Raw genomic sequence first — 22975 nt, forward strand, 5'->3', positions numbered from 1 at the left:
TCATCAGGGGAACAACATGAGTGTGAGCCATCTTCGTCATGCGGTCGCGCGCGCTGCGTTCGTCGCGCTCGCCGGTGCGTCGGCCTTGTCCGTTCCGGCCGCGCAGGCGGCCGGGGTCGAGCTGAACGTCTACAACTGGTCCGACTACATCGCGAAAGACACGATCCCGAACTTCGAGAAGCAGACGGGCATCCACGTCAAGTACGACAACTACGACAGCGACGACACGCTGCAGGCGAAGCTGCTCGCGGGCAGCTCCGGCTACGACATCGTCGTGCCCACGTCGAACTACATGGCCAAGCAGATTCAGGCGGGCGTCTATCAGAAGCTCGACAAGTCGAAGCTGCCGAATCTGTCGAACCTCGATCCGACGCTGATGAAGATGATCTCCGACGCCGATCCGGGCAATCAGTACGGCGTGCCCTGGGCGTTCGGCACCGACGGCATCGGCTACAACGTACAGGCGGTGAAGAAGGCGCTCGGCGAAAACGCGCCCGTCGACAGCTGGGCGCTCGTGCTCGATCCGGCGAACCTGTCGAAGCTGAAGGGTTGCGGCGTGTCGTTCCTCGATCAGGCGGTCGACGTGTTCGCCGCGACGCTGCAATACATGGGCAGGAATCCGAACAGCACGAATCCGGCCGACTACCAGGCGGCGTTCGACGTGCTGAAGAAAGTCCGCCCGTACATCACGCAGTTCAACTCGTCCGGCTACATCAACGATCTCGCGAACAACGACGTGTGCGTCGCGCTCGGCTGGTCGGGCGACGTCGGCATCGCGCACCGCCGCTCGGCCGAAGCGAAGCGCTCGTACGACATCAAGTTCTCGAACCCGAAGGAAGGCGGCCTGCTGTGGTTCGACGTGATGGTGATTCCGAAGGACGCTCCGCACGCGGAAGCCGCGCTGAAATGGATCAACTACATCGAGGACCCGAAGGTCAACGCGGCGATCACGAACGAAGTGTTCTACCCGACCGCGAACCGCGCGGCGCGACAGTTCGTCGTGCCGGGCGTCGCGCAGGACCCGACCGTCTACCCGCCCGAAGACGTGCTGAAGAAGATGACGCTGATGCGGCCGATGCCCGCCGACATCCTGCGTCTCGAAAACCGCCTGTGGGCGCAACTGAAGACGGGACACTGATCACGAACGACGGCCGCGGGCAGCAGTCGCTCGACCGCTGCCCGCCCGAAGCAAGCAAGCCGGCGCCGGCGCGTTCGACCTGAAACGCCCGACGCCTCGACTCCCGGTCGCAGTGCCTCCGCGATTCGCATCGTGCGCGTCGCGCGGGAGCGCTCATGCCTGCGATCCCCAACGAAGGATGGCTACATCATGAAATCGACGCCTTCAATCGACACCGCGCAACTGGCGCGCCCCCCGGCCGGCAAACCGTCCGGAACGAACGAGTTCGTCCGCATCGAGAACGTCGTGAAGAAATTCGGAGACAGCACCGCCGTCGACAACGTCAGCCTGTCGATCGCGAAGAACGAGCTGTTCGCGCTGCTCGGCAGCTCCGGCTGCGGCAAGTCCACGCTGCTGCGGATGCTCGCCGGGCTGGAGACGGCGACGTCCGGGCGCATCTTCGTCGACGGCGAGGATCTCGCGACCCTGCCGCCGTATCGCCGCCCCGTGAACATGATGTTCCAGTCGTACGCGCTGTTTCCGCACATGACGGTCGAGTCGAACGTCGCGTTCGGCCTGAAGCAGGAAGGCACGCCCAAGCACGAGATCCGCGAGCGCGTCGCCGATGCGCTGCACCTCGTGCAGATGAGCCGTTACGCGCAGCGCAAGCCGCATCAGCTCTCGGGCGGCCAGCAGCAGCGCGTCGCGCTCGCGCGCTCGCTCGTCAAGCGCCCGAAGCTGCTGCTGCTCGACGAGCCGATGTCCGCGCTCGACAAGAAGATCCGCCAGAAGACGCAGCTCGAGCTCGTCAACATCATCGAGAAGGTCGACGTGACCTGCGTGATGGTCACGCACGATCAGGAAGAAGCGATGACGATGGCGAGCCGCCTCGCGGTGATGAGCGAAGGCCGGATCGTGCAGATCGGCACGCCGAGCGCGGTCTACGAATTCCCGAACAGCCGCTTCTCGGCCGAATTCATCGGCTCGACGAATCTGTTCGAGGGCGTCGTCGTCGAGGACGAGCCCGATCACATCTTCGTCGAGAGCGAGGACCTGGAGGCGCGGATGTACGTGAGCCACGGCGTCACGGGGCCGCTCGGCATGCCGGTCGGCATCTCGGTGCGGCCCGAGCGCGTGCGCGTGTCGCGCGAGCGACCGAGCGCGCCGCACAACTGGGCGCGCGGCGTCGTCACCGACGTCGCGTACATGGGCAGCTATTCGCTGTACCACGTGCGCCTGCCGAGCGGCAAGACCGTCGTGTCCAATCTTTCGAGCTCGCACCTGATGCAGGAAGGTGCGCCCGCCTACAACGACGACGTGTTCGTCTCCTGGTCGCCCGCAAGCGGCGTGGTGCTGACGCAATGAGAACCTCTCCCTCTCCCTCTTCCTCGCTCGCGGCGGCCTCCTGCGCCGCCCGAAGCGCGTCGCCCGCGCGCGCGCTCGTCACGCGCATCGCGGCGCGCTTCAAGCCGTCCGGCCGCAGCGTCGCGATCGGCGTGCCGTTCCTCTGGCTCACGCTGTTCTTCGCGCTGCCGTTCGTGCTCGTGCTGAAGATCAGCTTCGCCGATCAGGTGATGGGCATCCCGCCGTACACCGCGCTGATGAGCGTCAAGGACGGCGCGGTGCAGTTCGCGCTGCAGCTCGGCCATTACGCGTTCCTGCTGCAAGACAGCCTCTATGTCGCGACCTACGTCAGCTCGCTGAAGATGGCTGCGGTGTCCACGCTGTTCTGCCTGCTGATCGGCTATCCGATGGCGTACTACATCGCGCGCTCCGCGCCCGCGACGCGCAACCTGCTGATGATGGGCGTGATGCTGCCGTTCTGGACATCGTTCCTGATCCGCGTCTACGCATGGATCGGCATCCTGAAGGACGACGGCCTGCTGAACCACGCGCTGATCGCGATCGGCCTGATTCACTCGCCGCTGCGCCTCTATCACACCGATGCGGGCGTCTACATCGGGATGGTCTATTCGTACCTGCCGTTCATGGTGATGCCGCTCTACGCGCACCTCGTGAAGATGGACCTGACGCTGCTCGAGGCCGCATACGACCTCGGCGCGAAGCCCTGGGTCGCGTTCACGCAAATCACGCTGCCGCTGTCGAAGAACGGAATCATCGCGGGCAGCCTGCTCGTGTTCATTCCGGCCGTCGGCGAATACGTGATTCCCGAGCTGCTCGGCGGCGCCGACACGCTGATGATCGGCCGCGTGATGTGGGACGAGTTCTTCAACAACATGGACTGGCCGATGGCCTCCGCGGTGACGGTCGCGATGGTGCTGCTGCTCCTCGTGCCGATGGCCGTGTTCCAGTACTACCAGGTGAAGGAACTGGGGGACGCGAAATGATCAAGCCCAACAAGCCGCTTTCCGCCGGCGTGCTGACGCTCGGCTTCCTGTTCCTGTACATCCCGATCGCGAGCCTCGTCGTCTATTCGTTCAACGAATCGAAGCTCGTCACCGTCTGGTCCGGCTTCTCGCTGAAGTGGTACGCGGCGCTGTTGCAGGACGACGAGCTGCTGACGAGCGCGTGGCTGTCGCTGAAGATCGGCCTGTTGACCGCGTTCGCGTCGGTATTCATCGGCACGTGGGCGGGCTTCGTGCTCGCGCGCTTCGGACGCTTTCGCGGCTTCACGCTCTACACCGGGATGATCAACGCGCCGCTCGTGATTCCCGAGGTGATCCAGGGCATCTCGCTGCTGCTGCTGTTCGTCGCGCTCGAGCAGATGCTCGGCTGGCCGAAGGGCCGCGGAATGGTGACGATCTGGATCGGCCACGTGATGCTGTGTGTGTCGTACGTCGCGATCATCGTGCAGTCGCGGGTCAAGGAGCTGAACAAGTCGCTCGAAGAAGCGGCGCTCGATCTCGGCGCGACGCCGCTCAAGGTGTTCTTCGTGATCACGCTGCCGCTGATCTCGCAGGCGCTGCTGTCCGGCTGGCTGCTGTCGTTCACGCTGTCGATCGACGATCTCGTGCTGTCCGCGTTCCTGTCCGGCCCCGGCTCGACGACGCTACCGCTCGTCGTGTTCTCGCGCGTGCGCCTCGGCCTCAATCCCGAAATGAACGCGCTGGCGACGCTCTTCATCACCGCCGTCACGATCGGCGTGATCCTCGTCAACCAGATGATGCTGAGCCGCGAGCGCCGGCGCGAGCGCGACATGCGTCTTGCGTTCGCGCAGCCCGCGCCGTCCGACGCCGCCGAATCCGACGCGCCCGGCAGCGCGCCGCGCGCACCGCAAACCGCCGCGACGAGAAAGTCGCTCGGCACAGCCTGACGCCGCCCCGATCGCCCGAACGAGCACCGAAGTCCTTCGCAATACGATCAATCAGGAGAATTTGCATGAGAAAGAAGTTAATCTGTCTGCTCGTGGCCGGGTCGCTTCCCGGCTTCGCCGGCGCCGCATCGACGAGCGCGCAGATCAAGGCGCTGCAGGCGCAGCTGAACGCACTGCAGGCGCAGGTGAAGGAGCTGCGGTCCGCGCTCGCATCGCAAAACGGCGCTGCGGGCGGCGGCGCTGCGGGCAAGGGTGCGGCAGCCGCGACAGCCGCCGCGCCTGTCGACGAATCGTCGCCGGACTACGGCCGCGCACCCGCCGCGCTGACGAACGACGACGTCACGCAGATGAAGCAGCAGATCGCGAATCAGCAACTGAAGGTCGATTCGCTAACCGACGCGGCGAACACGGGGCCGATCGCGGGCCTGTCGGTGACGGGCTACATCGATCCGACCTACGTGTTCAACCGCGCGGCGAGCACGTCGTCGTTCCTGTTCGCGAACCACGAGAGCAACTACAACTACTTCAACAGCACGTTCGGCGATCTGTATCTCGACATCAAGAAGACGTTCGGCGTCGGCCCGATGGCGCCGTCGGCCGAGATCACGCTGATGCCGAACCGCGGCAACGGCATCACGCTCTTGCAGAACTCGCGCGGCAACATCGGCAACAACATCCTCAACACCGCGGTCGTCAACGTGCCGCTCAGCGCGACGACGACGCTCGTCGCGGGCCTCGTGCCGAGCTTCGGCGGCTACGAGGTGCAGCAGTCGAACCAGATGCTCACGCTCACGCACAACCTGCTGTACGACTTCTCCGATCCGGGCAGCTACATCGGCATCGGCGCGAACTACACGAAGGGCAACTGGGCGTGGAAGTTCCTGCTCGGCAACGAGCAGTACCGCACGTACGGCTCGGTCACGCAGACGGGCACGAACGCGCTCGGCGATCCGATCACGACGAGCAACAAGGTGCCGACGTTCACCGCGCGCGTCGACTACACGTGGTCGAGCGCGCTCGATCTCGGCGGCTCGTTCAACGTCGGGCGACAGACGCTCGGCAGCGCGACGACGCAGTCGGGCGCGATCGTCTACGGTCCGGGCGGCCAGGCGTCGAGCCCGTACGGCGCGTTCTTCTTCGCGGAAGCGGACGCCACCTATACGCTCGCCGACATTCAGTACAACGCGGAAATCGACTACGGCCAGCAACAGCACGCCGCGTTCAACGGCGGCCGCGCGCAGTGGTACGGGTTGTCGCTGCTCGCGCACCGCAAGTTCAACGTGCCGGTGCTCGGCCGGATGGGCGCGACGGTGCGCTACGACTTCCTCGCGAACAGCAAGAACGGCGGCGGCGGCGGCGGGATCGCGCTCAACGGCAACGGGATGGATACCGCGGACGGCTTCGGCATCGACGCGGACTGCCTCGCGACGTCGAAGGCGAACGGCGGCCTCGGATTCGAGTGCAAGGGCGCGAACCGGCAGGACGTCGCGCTCGATCTGCTGTTCTATCCGACCCAGCAGATCACCGTGAAGGTCGAATACCGGCACGACTGGGCGAACAACAAGGTGTTCCTGCGCAACGACGGCTCGTACAGCAAGTCCAACGATCTGCTCGCGACGCAGTTCATCTATTCGTTCTGACGCCGACGGCGCGACGGCGGGCGGCGTGCCGCACGCCCGTTCGCGCCGCATCCCGTTTTCCGTATCGCATTGCCTCATATTGCATATCGCGCATCGCATATCGCGGCCGCACGACCCCGCGATGCGTCGATGCCGATCGACTTCCACCATTTGCCCATGACCGACACCTTCTCCCGCCGAGCCGAAGCGCTCGCACGCCGCTCGTACTACGAAGCCACCGCCGCCCGTCCCGACGACGACCCGACACTCAACGGCGCGCTCGACGTCGACGTCTGCGTGATCGGCGCCGGCTTCGCCGGCCTGTCGACCGCGCTCGACTGCCGCGCGCGCGGCCTGTCGGTGGCCGTGCTCGATGCGTACCGGCCGGGCTGGGGCGCGTCGGGCAGAAACGGCGGGCAGATGATCGCGGGTTTCGCGAAGGACGGCGAAATCGAGCGCCAGCTCGGCATCGACGGCGCGCGCGGCGCATGGGCGCTGTCGCTCGACGCCGTCGCGCTCGTCGAAGAGCGCATCGCGCGCTACGGGATCGACTGCGACTTCACGCGCGGCTACCTCACGGTCGCGACGCATCCGCGCCGCGTGCCGGAACTGCGGCAATGGATGGACAGCGCGACGTCGCGCTGGAGCCACCCGTCGCTAGAATGGCTCGATGCCGATGCGATTCGCGCACGCATCGCGTCGCCGCGCTATGTCGCGGGCGTCCACGATCCGCTGTCCGGCCATCTGCATCCGCTCAAGTACTGCCTCGGTCTCGCCGAGGCGGCGCGCCGCGAAGGCGCGCTGCTGTTCTCGCACACGCCCGCGCTCGAAGTCGTGCGCGGCGCGCGGCCCGTCGTGCGCACGCAAGCGGGCGAGGTGCGCTGCCGCCACGTCGTCGCGTGCTGCAACGCGGGCCCGGGCGACGTGCTGCCCGAGGCGACGGCCGCGCGCATCGCGCCGATCGCGTCGTACATCGTCGCGACCGAAGCGCTCGGCGCCGATCGTGCGAACACGCTGATCCCGCGGCGCGAAGCGGTTTGCGACAACAATTTCTTTCTCGACTACTTCCGCTTGTCCGCCGACCACCGGATGCTGTTCGGCGGCCGCGCGAGCTCGTCGGGCGCATCGCCCGACTCGTTCGTCGACGCGATCCGCAGCCGGATGGTCGGCGCGTTCCCGCAGCTCGCCGACGTGCGCATCGAATTCGCGTGGGGCGGCTTCGTCGACGTGACGCGCAATCGCGCGCCGGACTTCGGCGCGATCGATCCGAACTACTTCTACCTTCAGGGCTTCAGCGGCCACGGCGTCGCGCTGACCGGCATCGCTGGCCGCATCGTCGCGAACGCGATCGCGGGCGATACGCGCGCATTCGATCTGTTCGCACGCTTCAGGCATCGACGCTTTCCGGGTGGCCCCGCGTGGCGGCAGCCCGCGCTCGAACTGGGCATGCTGTACCACCGCGTGCGCGAGCTGCTGTTCTGAACGCGCAATTCACCCGCCTTCGCCCGGCACGTTCGTCACTCGATTGCCACGATGCCGCAGGCAAGCGGCCGCTGCGCATGCATAAGACTCCGGGCGTTCGTTGCCTTCATGCATTCGATATTCGCGAGCGCGTTCTCCGTTTCAGCTCACTATGGAGAACGCCGCTCGAAGGCCCCTTCGATTCCGTCAAACGTTCCCGCCAAGCCCGATGGACTCGCGCTTCTCCATCTGAACGCAGAGCATCGTTTGGGCATGCTCGATCCCTTCTCGAACAGTCCTTGCAAAATCCCGATGAAGTCGAAGCGAGTTGATAATTTTTTCGGCAATGCCGCCCGGAGTCGCGCATCGGCTCACATAGTTTTCGATTTCACCAGGATTCAAGCCTCGAGGCCTAACCCGTCTCGCCCAGTCGATCACTCCTGCCCATTCATCGAGCCCGTAATCTCCGGCGCACTTCAATATATCTCGATCGCTAACGGCCACCCTCATGAATTCGCAGTACATCAATATGAACGGAAGGCACGTGCCAAGGACGGTAACCGGCTCGACCTGATTCTCGGATCGCACGTCCAACGTATTCGCCACGACGGATTTCAATACTTTCCTCGCCGATTCACTCGCGTCGCCGCACGTCGCGCCAAGTGCCTGCCCGCTGGAAATCGTATCCGGCGCGCTTATGATCGCCCGGGCAATCGAGCCCGACCCAAGCGCCGCATCGGACAATCTCGAAAGCGAAACGCCGGCCAGGAACGAGATGACTGTCTGCCCCTCCCTCAACTCGTAATCGGAAATCATCCGGTAATCGATCGGTCGAACGGTGTAAAAGATCACATCGCAATTCTTCATCACCGCATTCACGTCTACAAGACGATCTTCGACTCCCGCCGCCGCACTCGTCGCATGCGATTTTTGAGAACCACGATGTCCGAGCCAAACATTCCCCCGGTCGAACCCGATATCGATCAAGCGCGACGCGAGAGCCACTCCCAGGTGCCCCGCACCGACAATTCCGATTCCTTGACTCGTCATCCCATCACCTCCGATAACCTTGGAAAGGTCAATTTGTTCTGTCATTGGGCCAATCGGGAAATCTGAAAACGGCCTGCAGTCACCGTGCCGCGAACGAGCGGATGAACCCTGCGTCCGATGATTAATAGGCCCCGCGATAGCTAGGCATTAGACTCGGACACGTCGTTCGCCGCGCCACGCGCATCGCGGCATCGCGATCATGAGCAGCAGGCCGAGCCGCCTCGGCGATCGAATCGTCATGGCGTGCCGCGTTTTTCAGGTCTCGCCATCGTTCGTCGCCATCGATCTCTCCCGACGCAACTCGCATTGCATTGTTTCGATCGATTTCCAACATGGGCGCGCTATCCGGCTGCGGCACGCACCCGCCCCGGTAGCCGTCGAACCGAATCCGCACACTGATCCGCATCGCGCCGACCGGAAGCCCGAACGCGACGCGCCTCGTCGGCGTCTTGCTCGTACCGCGGCGTGACAGCATCGGCATGAGTTGCTATCCTAGTTCACGACCGACCGTCGGTCAATGAAATGTCGATGCCTCTGTCGATACACACCCGAACGACCAGGAATGCAAATTTCGAGCGTATTCGAACCTTTGTTCGATTACGTTTGCACGCCACGTTTCAAGAAGCTTCGGCTGTCCCTTTCGTCAAGCCAACAACATGGGTATTTATCCAGATTCAAGGTGGCGCCACCACCCGCATATCGAATGAAATCGAGGATCACATGATCAACCAGCAGCGCTATGCTTTATTCGCACTCTTGCTATCCGGATTCGTAACGATTTTCGATTTATTTGTCGTCAATATCGCGATCGTCAACATTGAAAAGACACTGCATGCAAGCTATGTCGAGTTGACGATGATCATCGTGGCTTATGAGCTATCGTTCGGTCTATTGCTGATCACCGGAGGAAGGCTGGGTGATCTATGGGGGCGCCGCAGAGCCTATCAGATCGGCATGCTGTGCTTCACGGTGTCGTCGATTCTTTGCGGCCTAGCGCCCCACGCGACGGTTCTGATCGTCGCGCGCTTCTTGCAAGGGCTATCCGCCGCCGTGCTCTTTCCGCAAATCTACGCCAGCATCCGGGCGGATTTTGACGAGGCCGGCGCCCGCCGTGCTTTCGGATACCTGGGAATGACGCTCGGGCTCGCCGCGATGGCGGGGCAGGTTCTAGGCGGCTTGATCATCTCGGCCAATCTGCTGGAGTTGCAATGGAGAGCCATTTTTTTTATCAACCTTCCCATCGGGCTGGCGGCCCTGGCTTTTTCTCGCCATTTACGAAATACGCCCATCGAACAGAAAAGAAGCCTGGATTGGACCGGCGTCGCTCTTTCGAGCCTGGGGATCTCCGTTTCGCTGCTTCCCCTGCTCATGAGCGCCGTCTGGGGATGGAGCTTCAAAAGCTACGTCCTCACGCTGATCGGTCTGGGCACCTTGTATCTATTCATGCAACACGAGATCCGCTACGCACGCAGCGGCCGCGTCCCTCTCATCAACATGAAACTCCTCAGGGAAAGACGATTCATCAAGGGCTCGTCGTTGGTCATGTGCATCTATGCGACCGCGGGTTCATTCACGTTGGTGTTTTCAATTTTTCTTCAGTCCGGGTTGAAGCTAAGCCCGTTTGAAGCGGGAATGACCTATGTTTCGACCAGCATCGGGTTCGCCATTTCATCGCTATTGACGCCCAAGCTAATCGGCCGATCCGGCCCGCAAGTCGTTTCCATTGGCGCGGCCTCCTACGCGGCGAGTTTCGTCGCGCTGATGCTCGCCGTGCGATATTTCCCGATCCTCGAGCTGCCGTGGCTCCTGATGCCGGTATTGTGGACGCTGGGCTTTACCCAAGGCATGGTGATGACCCCTCTTTTGAATATCGTGCTGGCAAACGTGCAGGAAAATTTCGCGGGCATGGCCGCCGGTGTCGTTTCGACCTTGCAGCAAGTGGGCGCGGCATTCGGCGTTACCGCGGTCAGTACGATCCTGCAGATAACGCTGAAAAAAATGTCTCATCTGCAGGAATTTTCTCAACTGCAAAGCGCGTTCGTCTACAGCATGTTTTTCAACGTGGGAGCCGCCGTCATCGCCAGCTATATCCTGCGGAAGATGTTGAATCAAGCGCAGCGCGCCTGAACGGGATTGCGGCTCACCGCCCGGGCATGTTGCCGAATATCGGCAAAGCATCCGCCTCGACAAGGTTTTCTGACCGGACGCATCGCCAGATGCTCTCCGTCAACGTGCGAGGAACGTACGATAGAGTAGGCGTGACGGATTCTTCGCACTTGCTCGATGCCGACTTCGCGCGCATGCGCCGGCGACACGTTTCCCCAAAGAGAAGCACTCCGGAATTTCGTCGACGCTCGGAACCGGAACGCGACGCCGGCGCATGGCGACCGCCGGGAGGAGCCGGACTTTGCCTTCATGCATTGAATGGGCCGAGGGTCGGTCGATGACAAAAAACGTTGGTGGCATCGAGGACGTAGCCTAGACTTCTGACTTTTGCACGCAAGTTCTGAACCCCACGATGAGATACAAGACAAGCCAGCGGGAGCAGGGAGCGCCCAAAACACCCCGCACCAAGCCAGCCGAGGTACGTCTGGAAGAATTGATGGCGGCGGCCGAGAAGCTATTTTTGGCACATGGCGTCGAGGCCACCACGATCAACGAAATTGTTGAGTTGGCCGAAGTAGCCAAGGGCACCTTCTATCATTACTTCGCCTCGAAGAACGAACTCCTGGAGGCCATGGGTCAGCGCTACACGGCGCAATACCTCGGCTGCCTGGAAGAGGCCGTTGACGCTTGCGCGGCGGACGACTGGTTAGGTCGGCTGCGCGCATGGATACGGACGAGCATCGAAGCCTACGCAGAAACATATCGCACGCACGACATCGTCTATATCAACCATCACCACCACGCGCGGAACAATCGCGAGAAGAACGCCATTCTCGATCAGCTTCAGGGCATTCTCAGCGGCGGCGCAAAAGCCGGCGTGTGGCGGTTGACGCAACCACGCATCACGGCGCTGCTGATCTATGCGGGCGTTCACGGCGCCACGGACGATGCCATCGCGGCTCGAGAAGCGGATTATTCCGAATTTGCCCGGGCCGTCACCGCCGTTTGCCTGCAGATGGTCGGCGTTGCGGACGAGGCGCAAACGCCCAAGCCGCGCCGTCGGTCGCGGTGATTGCGCCCGTGCGAGCGGCATCGCGGCGATGACGCGAACCCCGACGCGATGATCGCGGATGTGGCGATCCGATTCGAAAGGCGCACGCTGAACGTGCATTGAATCGCGTCGGCTCCCTCATGCGAGGGATCGAGTGAAGGCGTCGATCGAAGGCGTCGGGGCGGCCTCGTCGATCGAAGCAGGAAGCCTGGGGCGGCACCGAGCCCCTGCAGAGCCGCACGCCACACCCCGCCTTGCTCGGCACCCGTCAGCGCCGCCTCCAATATCGTCAGGCTCGCGCAGGCGAACATGTCTTGCCGAACCAACGCCGGACAGTTGCCATGCCGCGCAGACCGGAATGTCGCGAGACATCCGGCCGCGGTGATATTGCGCGTCACGGTGATGGCGAGCAAAACGGCAACTTCGCCATCCGAAAGAAACGGTAAATTCCGCGCGCCGCCCTCCCCCGAGGCTTAAGAGACAGAGTGGTCGGCGCAACCCGCCACAACGAGCCATGGCGCAAAACGGCGCTGCGCGGCTGCGCCGACAAATATCCCGACATGCAACTCGTCGCGTTCGAACAGGATGCCGCATACGCATCTTTCCTGTTTCGCGTCGGAGAACTCAATACAAGCCGCGTCTCGGCGCCGAGAGCGAACTGGAATGGCGGGGAGTCGATAAGGGAAGAACCGTCAGCCCGCCCTTCGCTGGGTGAGTGAACTTCACTTGGGGACACGGACGAGCGTCGAAGTCGAGCTCACATTGCACATCGACCGACTCGCGGTCAAATGCAACGGCAACTATTTCTGTCTGAAGCGCAAGCCATGCGCTCGCGGGGCAGCCGCGCCGCAATCGAACTGGAACGCGTTGTCCAGCTCCGACGGTTCGTTTCGCGATGCCGAAAACAAGCGCCACCCGCTTCGACAATGCAGGAATTCACCGAACGCGGTACTCCATCGTTTCGACGCAACCTTACATCCGAAAGCTTATTGACCGACCGACGGTCAACAAGTAATAATTTTCATTACTATCTATAACAAGGAGATGACTGATGGCGTCGATGCAGATCATCGGCCTGCTGACCGAAATCGGTCTAGCGGCGGAACTGCTTCAATCGGCAGAATGCGACTGGCAATTACGGGCGGACCTGGGCTTGAGTTCCGCCGAAACACTGGAACTGCAAGTGCGGCTGGAGCGGTTGGGATGCATCGGGTTCTCGCTGTGGGACAAGCATGATCACTCGCTCGAGGAGTTGGACAAGCTGATTGCGTCGATCCCCGACCAAGCCTCCTGTCCTCGCGATCGCGTCACGCCGAGCGGTTCGGCTGCCGGGGAAGCGCAATGAACGCGCGCCTCGCTTCCCTGAACCGACGATTGGCCAGCGCCTTGCAGACCGGAGGCGAAACACCCGCCCTGATCGCGGACGGCCGAGTGATCTCGCATCGGGAATTGACGTCGCATGTCGCGATCACCGCCGAGCGGCTCAACGCCCATGGCATCGGCAAGGGCGATCGCGTCGCGCTCCAGTTGCCCAACTCCGCCGACGCGGCCGTGCTGATGCTCGCGACGCTCATGGCAGGCGCGATACCCGTTCCCATCTTGCCGGCCTACCGCGAGCGGGAACTTCGACACATTCTGAAGACCACTCGCCCGCGCGCCATCGCGTTGACCCGGGGCAGCCGCCGCTTCAGCCCGCTTCAGACAGTGGTCGGCCTGCTCTCCGAAGAAGGCCTGGAAGTCGACCTTCTGTTGGCCGACGGCCCTTCCCGCGCCGACGATCGTCCGGAATGGCTCGATCTCCGGCAATTCTGCCTGGCGCCCGCCGACTCGATGCCGCGCGAACTGCGCCCGGTCGACATGCGCGCCGACGACACCGCGATGATGCTGCTGTCCAGCGGTACGACCGGCTTGCCGAAGGCCATCGCAAGACGGAACGCCGGATACGGATACATGATCGCCGAAGGCTGCAAGGTGTTCGAGCTCAGCCGTTCAGCCGTCTATCTGGCCGCCTTGCCGCTCTCGCACGGCTTCGTGATCAACTGTCCGGGCATTCTCGGAACGCTTGCTTGCGGCGGAACAGTGGTCTTGGCGGCGGACGCTTCCGCACAAACCTCTCTGGAGCTCATCGGCGCGCACGGCGTCACTCACACCACGCTGGTCCCCGCGCTCTTGACGCAATGGATGGAGCGCGCGGACGAATCGCGAGCCGGTTCAGGCACGCTGAGGTACGTGCAGGTGGGCGGGTCGCGATTACCCGCCGATCTCGCGGCGCAGGCCGAATCCCGGCTGGGGGTGCGCATCCAGCAGTGCTACGGCATGAGCGAGGGACTGCTTTGCTTCACCCGCTTCACCGATCCCGACGCGATCCGCTTCAACTCCCAGGGGCGCCCGCTTTCGGACGCCGACGAGATCCTCATCGTCAATGATCGGGACGAACCGCTTCCCTACGGCCAATCGGGCGAGTTGCTCACCCGCGGCCCTTACACCATCGAACAGTATTTCAACGATCCGGACGCTTCGCGCCGAGCATTCACGCCGAACGGCTACTACCGCACGGGAGACGTCGCCCATCTCGATGCGGCGGGCAACGTCTATATCGACGGGCGCGTCACGGACACCATCAATCGCGGCGGCGAAAAATTCTGCCCGGAAGAACTCGAGGCGTTGATGAAGCGGCACGCCAAACTGAAGGACGCCGCTTGCGTCGGCATGCCTGACGGCCGCTTCGGCGAGGTTTCCTGCCTGTTCGCCGTCGCACGCGACGGTGAACAGGTGTCGCTCGCGGAACTCCGGAGGCATCTGGAAGCCGCCGGAGTCGCCGCGTTCAAACTGCCGGAACAGTTGGTGCTGATCGACGAGATCCCCAGAAAAGGCATCGGCAAGATCGATCGCGCCGCGTTGCGAGCAAGCGCCCGCGCGAACGCACCGGCCGTCGCGGCCGCTTGCCGGACGGGACAAGTATGAGGCGCCTGCAGACCCTTGCCGAAGGGGCGGTGAGATTCAGCGTGGCCGCGACGGCCCCCGTGCGGCACCAACTGGTGGTGTTCCCTCACGCCGGCGGCGGCGTCGACATGTATCGCGCATGGCGCGACTGCCTTCCGGCGCACGTGGATCTGATCGTCATGCAGTATCCGGGACCGACGCGAAGCGACGCGTTCCCGGCCTGGAGCGATCCGCGCGAGGCGATCCGGCGCTGCATGCGAGGGCTCGCCTGCCTGCTGGGCATCGCGCCGATCACCCTTTTCGGCCACAGCATGGGCGCACTGCTCGCCCTGCATGTCGCGTCGGCGCTGACGTCGTCCAGATTCCGCGCGGCGCAGCTCGTCCTTTCATCGCAGATGACGCCGCCCGCGCTGCAGGCAACGCTGCGAACGGCGCAAGACCTCGAGCGCCTCGCGGAAAGCGCGCTCGGCCTGGGTGAAGTGACGGCCCCCGCGAGACTCGATGCGGATCTGCGCGCGGCGGTCGCTTCGGCCGTCGCACGGGATCTGGGTTTGTTGCAACAGCTGGCGAGACTGCCCGTCGGCGACGTTGCGCCGACACGCATCTTCGGCGGCCGGGACGATCCGCTGATCAGCGCCGACGCGCTTGCCGACTGGTCGCGATTTCTGCCGCAAAGCGCGGGGATGGAAGTGTTTCCAGGAGGCCACTTCTATCACCGCGATCAGGTTCAAGCAGTGGTTGACGCCCTCCTGAAGCCGCATCGCGCATCACTCGCGGCGTAGATGCCGCATTTACGCCCATTTCAAACCCGTTACGGGAGAGTCATTATGGATTTCAATCTGTTCAATGCTCAGCCGTTCGCCCCCGATCCCAGCAAGGCGCTGGCCATGTTCCCTCGACTCAAGCGCTATAGCGACGCGCTCGGCAACACCCCGCTGCTGGAAGTCCCGGGGCCGAAGAACGGAGGCCGCATTTTCGCCAAGCTGGAGTCAAAAAATCCGTCGGGCTCCATCAAGGATCGCGTCGCCTTCGGCCTCTTTTGCGACGCGATCAATGCCCACGACTTCAGCCAGGCGCCCCTGAAATTGCTCGATTCGTCGGGCGGAAACATGGCGAAGGCGCTCGCCCATCTGGGTCATCTGTGCGGGCTGACGGTGCAGGTCGTGATACCGGACTCGTCGTCGGAAGAACTGCTCCGATCGCTGGAAGAAAGCCAAGCGATCGTCACGAAAGTGGACCGCAACCATTTCCTGCTCGGGATCATCGCGCGGAGCCAGCAGATCGCCAGCGAAGAACCCGAGTGGACCTTGCTGTCCCAGCATCTGAACCAGGTGAATACCGCGGTGCATCAGCACCATACGGGCGCGGAGATACGCCGCCAACTCGACGGCATGCGCGCGCACGCCTGGGTCGCGGCCGTCGGCACCGGCGGCACGCTCGCAGGCGTATATGCCGCGCTGGCGGAGCAGAACCCCGATGTGCGCGTGATCGGATGCACGCCGCGCGAAATGCCGTTCGGCACGCTGGAGCCGCCCAACGGCCACGCCCGATTCGCGGGCGCAGGCGGCTTGGGCTATGGATTCCGTCAGCCTTTCGTCTCGCTGATTCCCTTCAGCGTGCCTTTCCAGTCGGTGTCGCACGAGGAATCGCTGAAGGCGATGTACGCGTTCTTCGAAGCAACCGGCATCCCGATCGGCGGCTCCTCGGCCGCGAACTGGCTCGTCGCGCGCAGCGTCGCCGAACGGCTGGGGAAGGACGCGAACGTGGTCACCGTGTTCGCGGACGCAGGCAACGATGCCGACCGCGAACGCGGTCGCCAATTGATCGCAATCGAACGACGTGAAACCGGGAGCGCAAGCCATGCCATTGCCTGACAACGACATGATGTCGACCCTCGTCGGCCTCGCCAATCTGGCGCGAACCCGACTCGATGACGGCGCGGGAATGAAAGCCGCGCGCCGGACGATCGCCGAGCGGATCGGCAGCGAAAACATCGTTATCCTTCCGGCGCTCGAGTTGTGCGACATCAAGTTCAAAGCCCAGGCCGACGACCGGCCCAGCGTCGGCGACGTGAACTCGCATACCGACCGGTGGATCGGCGACGACGGCATCGAACTGGGCACGGTCCGCGGCGAAGGATGGAAGATCGCGAGCATCGGGCAAGACGTCATCTCCTACTATCGCGAAACCGCGGAGACGACGCTCGGCAGAATCGAAACGGCGGGCATCTGGAATTCCTCCGCGATCTGGCAGAGCCGTTGGCAATCGCTTTTCGCCACCGGCGTCAGCGGAGCGGTGACCGGCATGTTCGGCGTCCGGCAGCTGTACCAGGAAGTTCCGCGCATGCGCTACAGGTCCTTCGTCTTGCTCATTCCGATCGAAGCCGCCGACGCGTCTTTGCGAGACCGCATCCTGCGCGGATTCGCGGCCGACTGAACCAGGTGCCCCATGCGCAATCAGCTCTGCGAGCGGGATATCGCCGTCATCGGAATGGCCTGCCGTTTTCCCGGCGCGAACGATCCCGACGAGTACTGGCACAACCTGATCAACGGCGTCGAATCCGTGGTCGAGCTCGGCGATGCGCCGCCCGACAGGCATGCCGTTCCGTTCGCCGCGCCGCTCAACTGCGACGTCCTGTCTTTCGACGCCGCGTTCTTCGGCGTCGGCCATCGCGATGCGGCGTTGATGGACCCGCAGCACCGCTTGTTCCTCGAATGCGCGTGGCATGCGCTGGAAGACAGCGCAACGATGCCCGCGCAGTTGAAAGACGCCGGCCTTTTCGCGGGTTGCAGCAGCTCGTCGTATCTGCACGAACTGCAGCGATCGGAACTGATGGAGAAGTTCCAGCCGTCCGAGTTCGAATTGCAGATCACCAACGATAAGGACTACCTCGCGGGCCGCGCCGCCTGGCACCTCGGCATCGAGGGGCCCGTGCTCGGCGTGCAAGCCGCCTGCGCCACGTCGCTCGTCGCCGTCGCAGAGGCGGTCGAGGCGCTGCGAGCCGGCCGCTGCCGCATCGCGCTGGCGGGCGGCTGCACGGTGCGCCTGCCTCAGCGCGCGCCCTATCGGGCGCAGCAGGGGATGATCTACGCCAAGAACGGCCACTGCATGCCTTTTTCGCGAGACGCAAGCGGCACCGTGTTCGGCAGCGGCGTGGCGCTCGTGGTGCTGAAGCCGCTTTCGGCGGCATTGGCCGACGGGCAGCGCGTGTTGGCGGTGATCAAAGGCTGCGCCGTCAACAACGACGGCGCCGACAAGGTCGGCTTCACCGCGACGAGCGTCTCGGGTCAACGCACGCTCATCGACAAAGCCATGCGAGACGCCGGCCTCGCGCCCGCCGACATACGGGCGATCGAAGCACATGGAACGGGTACGATCGCCGGCGATCCGATCGAGTTCGATGCGCTGAACGAGCTGTTTGTAGCGCAGGGGCCGGCCGGCCACCAATGCGCGTTGGGCTCGGTCAAGGCGAACGTGGGCCATTTGGAAACCTGCGCCGGCATGGCGGGGCTCGTCAAAGCCGTGCTCGAAATCCGTCACGGCTGGATCACGCCGCAGATCCATGTCGGCGAGGTGAATCCGCGCATCGCGCTCGATGGCAGCCCGTTTTACCTACCGCCGGGCGCCGAACCATGGGACGCGGCAGACCCGCGAAGCGCGATCGGCGTGAGCGCCTTCGGCATCGGCGGCACCAACGCACACGTGCTGCTCGCCCGCCCCGGCGCGAGTGATCGCCGCGCGGCGCCGCGTCCGCTCCACTATCCGTCGGCCATCCCGGTGTCCGCGCGCAGCGAGGCCGCGTGCCATCGATTGATGCAGACCTACCGGTCGGAACTCTCCGGCTCGCCCGCCGATGCCCTGGCCTGGAGCGCGCAAACGGCCCGTCGGTCGCAGAGATACCGTGGCATGCTGCACGTCGATTCCGCAGGCGCACTGGAGCCGATCGAGAACGTTCGCGACACGGGCCGCCGCGGGCCGCGCGTCGTGTTTCAGTTCCCCGGCCAAGGGAGCCAGTTCGTCGACATGGCCACGGGTCTCGCGCAGTCGAACAACGCCTTCGCCGCGCTTGTGCGTCGACAGGTGAGCCTGCTGCGCGCATGCGCGGACGTCGACGTTTCCTTCCTGCTGAACGCCGGCGGCAAGCCTGCCGGCTTGTCGGATACGGCGACGGCGCAACCGGCGCTGATTGCGGTTCAGATCGCGATGGCGCGCTTGCTGATGCAACATGGCGTCGTCCCCAACGCGGTGATCGGTCACAGCCTGGGCGAGATCGCCGGCGCTTGCATCGCCGGCATGCTGACCGACGAGCAGGCGCTGCTGTTCGCCGCGCAGCGGGGCCGGTCGATGTCCCGGCTTCCCGGCGGCGCGATGCTCGCAGTCGCGTTGAGCGAGCAAGCGTGCAGCGCGTGGCTGTCCGACGAAGTGTCGCTCGCCGCCGTCAACGGCAGCGAGGCCTGCGTGCTTTCCGGCACACCGGCGGCGATCGGCCGGACGGAATCGGCCTTGAAGGCGCGCGGCGTTCGCTGCCGCACGTTGGCGGTGTCCCACGCGTTCCATTCCGTGATGATGGACCCGGCGTTGCCCGAGCTTGCGTCAGTGGCGCCGACAAGCTCCGCGGCGGCGCCGGACATCCGCTTCCACTCGACCTTGCTGGGCGCGGAACTCGCCGAGGGCGCGCGGCTGGACGCCGCGTACTGGACACGCCATGCCCGCGAGCCCGTGCGGTTCCGCGAGGCGCTCGATTCGCTGCCCGATCGCGGAAAGACGGTTTTCGTCGAAGTCGGCCCGGGCGCCACGCTGACCGCGTTGAGCCTGTCGTCGCGCCCCAAGGATGCGTCGGTGCGCACACTGCGGAGCGAACGCGACGAAACGGAGGACGGCGAGGTTTGGCACACGGCGCTGCGCAAACTGTGGATGGCGGGCCTCGATCTCGACTGGCGCCCTTCGTGGAACGAACCGGGCGAGAACGTCAGGTTGCCTCATTATCCGTTCGACAGGCAGCGGCACGGCGCCGGCGCCGACATGGATGCGGAAACCCGATCGGCGCGCGTGGCGGCTGCGCATCCACCCGCCGGACGCTACGCGACGCTCGATGCGGCGGCCGACGCACTCTGGGAAAAGGCCACCGGAATCGCGCCATCGGCCCCTCATCAACCGTTCAGCGAAGACGGCGGCGACTCCTTGGCGGCAATCCGGCTCGTCGTGCTGGCCGAGTCGGAGCTGGGCGTCGAAATGAGTCTGTCGGACTTCATGCGCACCCCCACCCCAACCGGATTGCGCGCCTGCCTCGCCGCCGCGGGCGCCGCCAACGTCATCGATGCACACAGTTCAGGAAAGGAGATTTGATCATGGCCATCATCAACCATCCCAGGTTCGGCGAATACGAAGTCGAAACCGTCGTGGTGGACGACAAGAGCTCGTTCACCATTGCCTGCTCGCCGCGCAGGCATCTGCTGCCGAGCAACGGCGGCATCCGGTGGCACCGGTATCCGTCGCTCGAGCGGCAGAAAGACGAGGCGATCATGCTCGCCCACGCGATGGACCTGAAGCACGGCCTTTACCGGACAGGCTTCAGCGGCGGCAAGATCGTCGTCAACAGCAAAGTCGGGCCCGACGAAGCGCCGCACGTGCTCGACGCCATCGGCCAGGTGCTCAACCGGTACGACGGATCGATGTACACGGGCTGCGACATCAACACGAGCAGCACCCACATGACCTACCTCAGAAAATCCACGCGATGGATACTGGATGCGATGGAAAGCCCGCAGATCAATACCTCGATCGCGACCGGCTACGGCGTCTGGAGCGCCCTGAGGGCGATACTCGATCAGTCGCCCGGCCGCGACGATGCGCCGCTCGTCGCCATTCACGGGATGGGCAAGGTCGGACGCGAAGTCGCACGGCAATGTCTCGCGCATGGGTACGACGTGATCGGATATGACATACGGCCGAGCGACGACATTCCGGCAGGCGTGTCGATGCTCGACGACGAGGATGCGTTTTGGACGCACGCGTCGGACGTGCTGTGCATTGCGTCGCTGTCCGGCGTACTCGATGCCGATACGGTCGATCGCATCCGCACGCGCTGGGTCGTGAGCAGTTCCAACTCGCCCTTCGCGAGCCCTGAAGCGCAGGCAAAACTGCTCGCGAACGGCGTCCAATATCTACCCGATTACGTCTGCAACGCGGGAGCCGTGATATGCGATAGCGTCGAGCGGTCGTTCCCGGACATCTTTCAGACGATGACGCAGGCGCAGGCGAACGAATACACGGGCGCGTTGATCAGCACCAAGACCGGGGAGCTGCTCAGGCGCGCGCGACTGCTCGGCTGCGACGTGCATACGCTGTTGTCGCGCGTCCACTGAGCAAGCCATGCACGCGCACCGCCGTCGTACCGAATTCCCGCGATCGGGGCGCGGCGCGCGAAACAGCGGCTTGGCCGGGCGCCGCGTCCGTCGAGCAGGCCGGCCCGCTCCCAGCCGCACGTCTTATCCGTCCGGGCCGCTCGTCCCGACGGCCCGCTTTCATCGCGAAACAGCATGTCGACCGGCGTTTCGCCGCAACGTCGAACGCCGCTGCGCCGTGCGCTCGCCGCAGCCATGCCGGCGTTCGCTCCACACGCTTGGGGGCCGCCGCGCAAGCCGCTGTCGCCATGGACATCGCCGGCCGCGGCGTCCGCGTCCGGCGGCCGATGCGCCGCCGATTGCTCGGCGGCGGCACCTTGGCGCATGCGATGCCCCTGTTGCGCGCCGACGCTCCCTTCGTAGGCGTCGGCGGTTGGGGGCCGACGAACCGACTCGCGAGCTTCACGGCCGTTTCCCGCCCATTGCGCATCAACCCGGCTACCGGCCGGGCTCGAACAGGACGCGACCGTCCCTGCACGCTTGAGGCCGGAGCGCCGTCACGCGCGGCGCGCTGCCCGAACGGTTCCCGCAAGAACACCACACGCACTCGATAACCTCTCAGGAAGCTACCATGCAATCCATCAAACCCGGTTCGACCTACGACGTGTTGATCGTCGGCGGCGGCATTCTCGGGCTCGCGAGCGCCTATTACGCGACGGCCAGAGGCTTGAGCACACTGATCGTCGATCAATTTGGCGTCCGGAACGACGTCAACAGCTCCAAGGGCGTCGAGCGCATGTTCCGGCTGATGCAGGACAACGAATCCGAGGCGCGGCTTGCCGAGGCGTCGCTCGCGCTATGGATGGAAATCCAGCTCGCAACGGGTACGCGCCTGCTCGCGATGGACGACCTCCTGTTCTTCGGGCACCGGGATGCCCCGATGACCACCGAAGGCAACGTCGCCCAGGTCCGGAAAACGATGGACGGCATGGGAATGCCGTATGAATATCTGGATTCGCCCGAGGCAATCCATCGGCGCTTTCCGATCTTCAATCTCGCCCCCCTGCCCCGCGATTACGTGGGGCTCGTCCAGGCCGCCAGCGCCTCGATCAACGTGCAGGCGGCGGCGAGAACCTTCCTGCTTGGCGCGAAGCGCACCGGTCGTCTCCACGTGCTCGACGGACAAACCGTCGTGAACGTCGAACATCACCAACAGGCGGCCGACTGCGCGTACGCGCTTCACACGCAGAGCGACGGTGCGTCGATGACGGTACATGGACGCCACCTCATCGCGTGCCCCGGCGTATGGGCGGATTCGGTGCTGCGCGGCCTCGGGCTCAAACAGAGCGGACGCTGGAAAATCTGGCAGATGAACTATGCGTACTGGGACCTCAAGGCAAGCCATCCCAAGATGCCCATCTGGTTCGAGTTCGGCAACGTCGATGCGAGCGACCGGGGAACGTTCTACGGATTTCCTCAATTGGATTTCTCGCCGGCCATGCACAACATGGTGAAGATGAGCGCGGACTACACCTACGACGTCTTCGACGAACCTTCGGCCATCCGGGCCACCGTGAGCGATCGACTGATGCGCGAGCTCACCGAGCATCTCGGGCAGCTCATCGACCCGGACGTCATCGATGCGGATCGTTACCAGCACGCGGGCACGTGCCTCTACTCGATGAGCCCGGACGGCAAGCTCGTCATCGGCCGAATTCCGACGCAGCCGCGCGGCGAGTCGTACCATGCCCGCGCCGCCATGTGCATCATGGAATCGGGCCGGGCATTCAAATACGCCCCGCTGTTCGGCCGCGTGCTGGTCGAGCTGGCCGTCGACGGCCATTCCCGCTATCAAAGCGATCTGGAAATCTTCTCGCCCACGCGCGATGGCCTGTTCGATTCGTTGAACCGCTAGAACGACGCACGCCCCGCCTCCATGGAAGATCGGCTCCGTGACGGGGCGGCGGCCACCTCGAGCCGATGGGCGGAGCGCAGGGTGGAATCCCTCGG

19 protein-coding genes are annotated in these 22975 nt (G+C 64.3%); 17 read left to right on the top strand and 2 right to left on the bottom strand.

The window, feature by feature from the left end; all coding sequences use genetic code 11:
* Window positions 1–16: 16 nt before the first annotated feature.
* From WT60_RS30615 to WT60_RS30640, 6 genes are all read left to right on the top strand, one after another.
* On the top strand, window positions 17–1138 hold the full coding sequence (locus WT60_RS30615; protein ID WP_038748247.1) for a polyamine ABC transporter substrate-binding protein: 1122 nt from the start codon (window positions 17–19) through the stop codon (window positions 1136–1138).
* A gap of 189 nt (window positions 1139–1327) precedes the next feature.
* On the top strand, window positions 1328–2482 hold the full coding sequence (potA, locus tag WT60_RS30620; protein WP_038748245.1) for a polyamine ABC transporter ATP-binding protein: 1155 nt from the start codon (window positions 1328–1330) through the stop codon (window positions 2480–2482).
* Window positions 2479–3465, top strand: a complete 987-nt coding sequence (locus WT60_RS30625) for an ABC transporter permease subunit (RefSeq protein WP_060356664.1) — start codon at window positions 2479–2481, stop codon at window positions 3463–3465. Before potA ends, WT60_RS30625 begins: the two co-directional genes overlap by 4 nt.
* On the top strand, window positions 3462–4391 hold the full coding sequence (locus WT60_RS30630; protein WP_059579264.1) for an ABC transporter permease subunit: 930 nt from the start codon (window positions 3462–3464) through the stop codon (window positions 4389–4391). The genes WT60_RS30625 and WT60_RS30630 overlap by 4 nt, the downstream gene beginning before the upstream one ends.
* A gap of 65 nt (window positions 4392–4456) precedes the next feature.
* Window positions 4457–6031, top strand: a complete 1575-nt coding sequence (locus tag WT60_RS30635; RefSeq protein ID WP_038748239.1) for a DUF3138 family protein — start codon at window positions 4457–4459, stop codon at window positions 6029–6031.
* A gap of 156 nt (window positions 6032–6187) precedes the next feature.
* Window positions 6188–7492 (top strand): FAD-binding oxidoreductase, encoded by a 1305-nt coding sequence (locus WT60_RS30640; RefSeq protein WP_060356670.1) that lies wholly within the window; start codon window positions 6188–6190, stop codon window positions 7490–7492.
* 186 nt (window positions 7493–7678) lie between these two features.
* On the opposite strand, the gene WT60_RS30645 is transcribed toward WT60_RS30640, so the two are convergent.
* Together WT60_RS30645 and WT60_RS34135 are read right to left on the bottom strand one after the other, a co-directional pair.
* On the bottom strand, window positions 7679–8566 hold the full coding sequence (locus WT60_RS30645; protein WP_038748238.1) for an NAD(P)-binding domain-containing protein: 888 nt from the start codon (window positions 8564–8566) through the stop codon (window positions 7679–7681).
* Between the two features lie 76 nt (window positions 8567–8642).
* Window positions 8643–9002 carry a hypothetical protein gene (locus WT60_RS34135; protein WP_145986921.1) on the bottom strand — a complete coding sequence of 120 codons (360 nt, stop codon included), beginning with the start codon at window positions 9000–9002 and terminating at the stop codon, window positions 8643–8645.
* A gap of 239 nt (window positions 9003–9241) precedes the next feature.
* Here WT60_RS34135 and WT60_RS30650 point away from each other — a divergent pair, with 239 nt between their 5' ends.
* From WT60_RS30650 to WT60_RS30695, 11 genes are all read left to right on the top strand, one after another.
* On the top strand, window positions 9242–10648 hold the full coding sequence (locus tag WT60_RS30650) for an MFS transporter (RefSeq protein ID WP_038748236.1): 1407 nt from the start codon (window positions 9242–9244) through the stop codon (window positions 10646–10648).
* Between the two features lie 391 nt (window positions 10649–11039).
* Window positions 11040–11699 carry a TetR/AcrR family transcriptional regulator gene (locus WT60_RS30655; protein ID WP_060356665.1) on the top strand — a complete coding sequence of 220 codons (660 nt, stop codon included), beginning with the start codon at window positions 11040–11042 and terminating at the stop codon, window positions 11697–11699.
* A 464-nt stretch (window positions 11700–12163) separates the two neighbouring features.
* Window positions 12164–12397, top strand: a complete 234-nt coding sequence (locus WT60_RS34140; protein ID WP_145986922.1) for a hypothetical protein — start codon at window positions 12164–12166, stop codon at window positions 12395–12397.
* 332 nt (window positions 12398–12729) lie between these two features.
* A complete protein-coding gene (locus WT60_RS30660; RefSeq protein ID WP_038748232.1) occupies window positions 12730–13023 on the top strand; it encodes a hypothetical protein in 294 nt (97 codons plus the stop codon).
* Complete coding sequence (locus WT60_RS30665; RefSeq protein ID WP_060356666.1) at window positions 13020–14642, top strand: AMP-binding protein; 1623 nt, start codon at window positions 13020–13022, stop codon at window positions 14640–14642. The genes WT60_RS30660 and WT60_RS30665 overlap by 4 nt, the downstream gene beginning before the upstream one ends.
* The gene (locus tag WT60_RS30670; protein WP_038748228.1) at window positions 14639–15403 is read left to right on the top strand and encodes an alpha/beta fold hydrolase; all 765 of its coding nucleotides are present in this window, start codon (window positions 14639–14641) and stop codon (window positions 15401–15403) included. Before WT60_RS30665 ends, WT60_RS30670 begins: the two co-directional genes overlap by 4 nt.
* A gap of 45 nt (window positions 15404–15448) precedes the next feature.
* Entirely contained in the window at window positions 15449–16495 is a 1047-nt protein-coding gene (locus WT60_RS30675; protein ID WP_059671221.1) for a pyridoxal-phosphate dependent enzyme, read from the top strand.
* The gene (locus WT60_RS30680; protein WP_038748225.1) at window positions 16482–17057 is read left to right on the top strand and encodes a hypothetical protein; all 576 of its coding nucleotides are present in this window, start codon (window positions 16482–16484) and stop codon (window positions 17055–17057) included. The genes WT60_RS30675 and WT60_RS30680 overlap by 14 nt, the downstream gene beginning before the upstream one ends.
* A 12-nt stretch (window positions 17058–17069) precedes the next feature.
* The gene (locus WT60_RS30685) at window positions 17070–19967 is read left to right on the top strand and encodes a type I polyketide synthase (RefSeq protein ID WP_082759498.1); all 2898 of its coding nucleotides are present in this window, start codon (window positions 17070–17072) and stop codon (window positions 19965–19967) included.
* Window positions 19968–19969: 2 nt separating this feature from the next.
* Complete coding sequence (locus WT60_RS30690; RefSeq protein ID WP_038748224.1) at window positions 19970–20986, top strand: Glu/Leu/Phe/Val dehydrogenase dimerization domain-containing protein; 1017 nt, start codon at window positions 19970–19972, stop codon at window positions 20984–20986.
* A 610-nt stretch (window positions 20987–21596) separates the two neighbouring features.
* A complete protein-coding gene (locus tag WT60_RS30695; RefSeq protein ID WP_081989554.1) occupies window positions 21597–22880 on the top strand; it encodes an FAD-dependent oxidoreductase in 1284 nt (427 codons plus the stop codon).
* Window positions 22881–22975 lie beyond the last annotated feature (95 nt).

Source organism: Burkholderia sp. MSMB617WGS (assembly GCF_001532025.2).
GTDB lineage: Bacteria > Pseudomonadota > Gammaproteobacteria > Burkholderiales > Burkholderiaceae > Burkholderia > Burkholderia savannae.

Coding starts and splice junctions, on each gene's coding strand:
- WT60_RS30615 (WP_038748247.1), top strand. CDS start 17: ATGAGTGTGAGCCATCTTCGTCATGCGGTCGCGCGCGCTGCGTTCGTC.
- potA (WP_038748245.1), top strand. CDS start 1,328: ATGAAATCGACGCCTTCAATCGACACCGCGCAACTGGCGCGCCCCCCG.
- WT60_RS30625 (WP_060356664.1), top strand. CDS start 2,479: ATGAGAACCTCTCCCTCTCCCTCTTCCTCGCTCGCGGCGGCCTCCTGC.
- WT60_RS30630 (WP_059579264.1), top strand. CDS start 3,462: ATGATCAAGCCCAACAAGCCGCTTTCCGCCGGCGTGCTGACGCTCGGC.
- WT60_RS30635 (WP_038748239.1), top strand. CDS start 4,457: ATGAGAAAGAAGTTAATCTGTCTGCTCGTGGCCGGGTCGCTTCCCGGC.
- WT60_RS30640 (WP_060356670.1), top strand. CDS start 6,188: ATGACCGACACCTTCTCCCGCCGAGCCGAAGCGCTCGCACGCCGCTCG.
- WT60_RS30645 (WP_038748238.1), bottom strand. CDS start 8,566: ATGACAGAACAAATTGACCTTTCCAAGGTTATCGGAGGTGATGGGATG.
- WT60_RS34135 (WP_145986921.1), bottom strand. CDS start 9,002: ATGCCGATGCTGTCACGCCGCGGTACGAGCAAGACGCCGACGAGGCGC.
- WT60_RS30650 (WP_038748236.1), top strand. CDS start 9,242: ATGATCAACCAGCAGCGCTATGCTTTATTCGCACTCTTGCTATCCGGA.
- WT60_RS30655 (WP_060356665.1), top strand. CDS start 11,040: ATGAGATACAAGACAAGCCAGCGGGAGCAGGGAGCGCCCAAAACACCC.
- WT60_RS30660 (WP_038748232.1), top strand. CDS start 12,730: ATGGCGTCGATGCAGATCATCGGCCTGCTGACCGAAATCGGTCTAGCG.
- WT60_RS30665 (WP_060356666.1), top strand. CDS start 13,020: ATGAACGCGCGCCTCGCTTCCCTGAACCGACGATTGGCCAGCGCCTTG.
- WT60_RS30670 (WP_038748228.1), top strand. CDS start 14,639: ATGAGGCGCCTGCAGACCCTTGCCGAAGGGGCGGTGAGATTCAGCGTG.
- WT60_RS30675 (WP_059671221.1), top strand. CDS start 15,449: ATGGATTTCAATCTGTTCAATGCTCAGCCGTTCGCCCCCGATCCCAGC.
- WT60_RS30680 (WP_038748225.1), top strand. CDS start 16,482: ATGCCATTGCCTGACAACGACATGATGTCGACCCTCGTCGGCCTCGCC.
- WT60_RS30685 (WP_082759498.1), top strand. CDS start 17,070: ATGCGCAATCAGCTCTGCGAGCGGGATATCGCCGTCATCGGAATGGCC.
- WT60_RS30690 (WP_038748224.1), top strand. CDS start 19,970: ATGGCCATCATCAACCATCCCAGGTTCGGCGAATACGAAGTCGAAACC.
- WT60_RS30695 (WP_081989554.1), top strand. CDS start 21,597: ATGCAATCCATCAAACCCGGTTCGACCTACGACGTGTTGATCGTCGGC.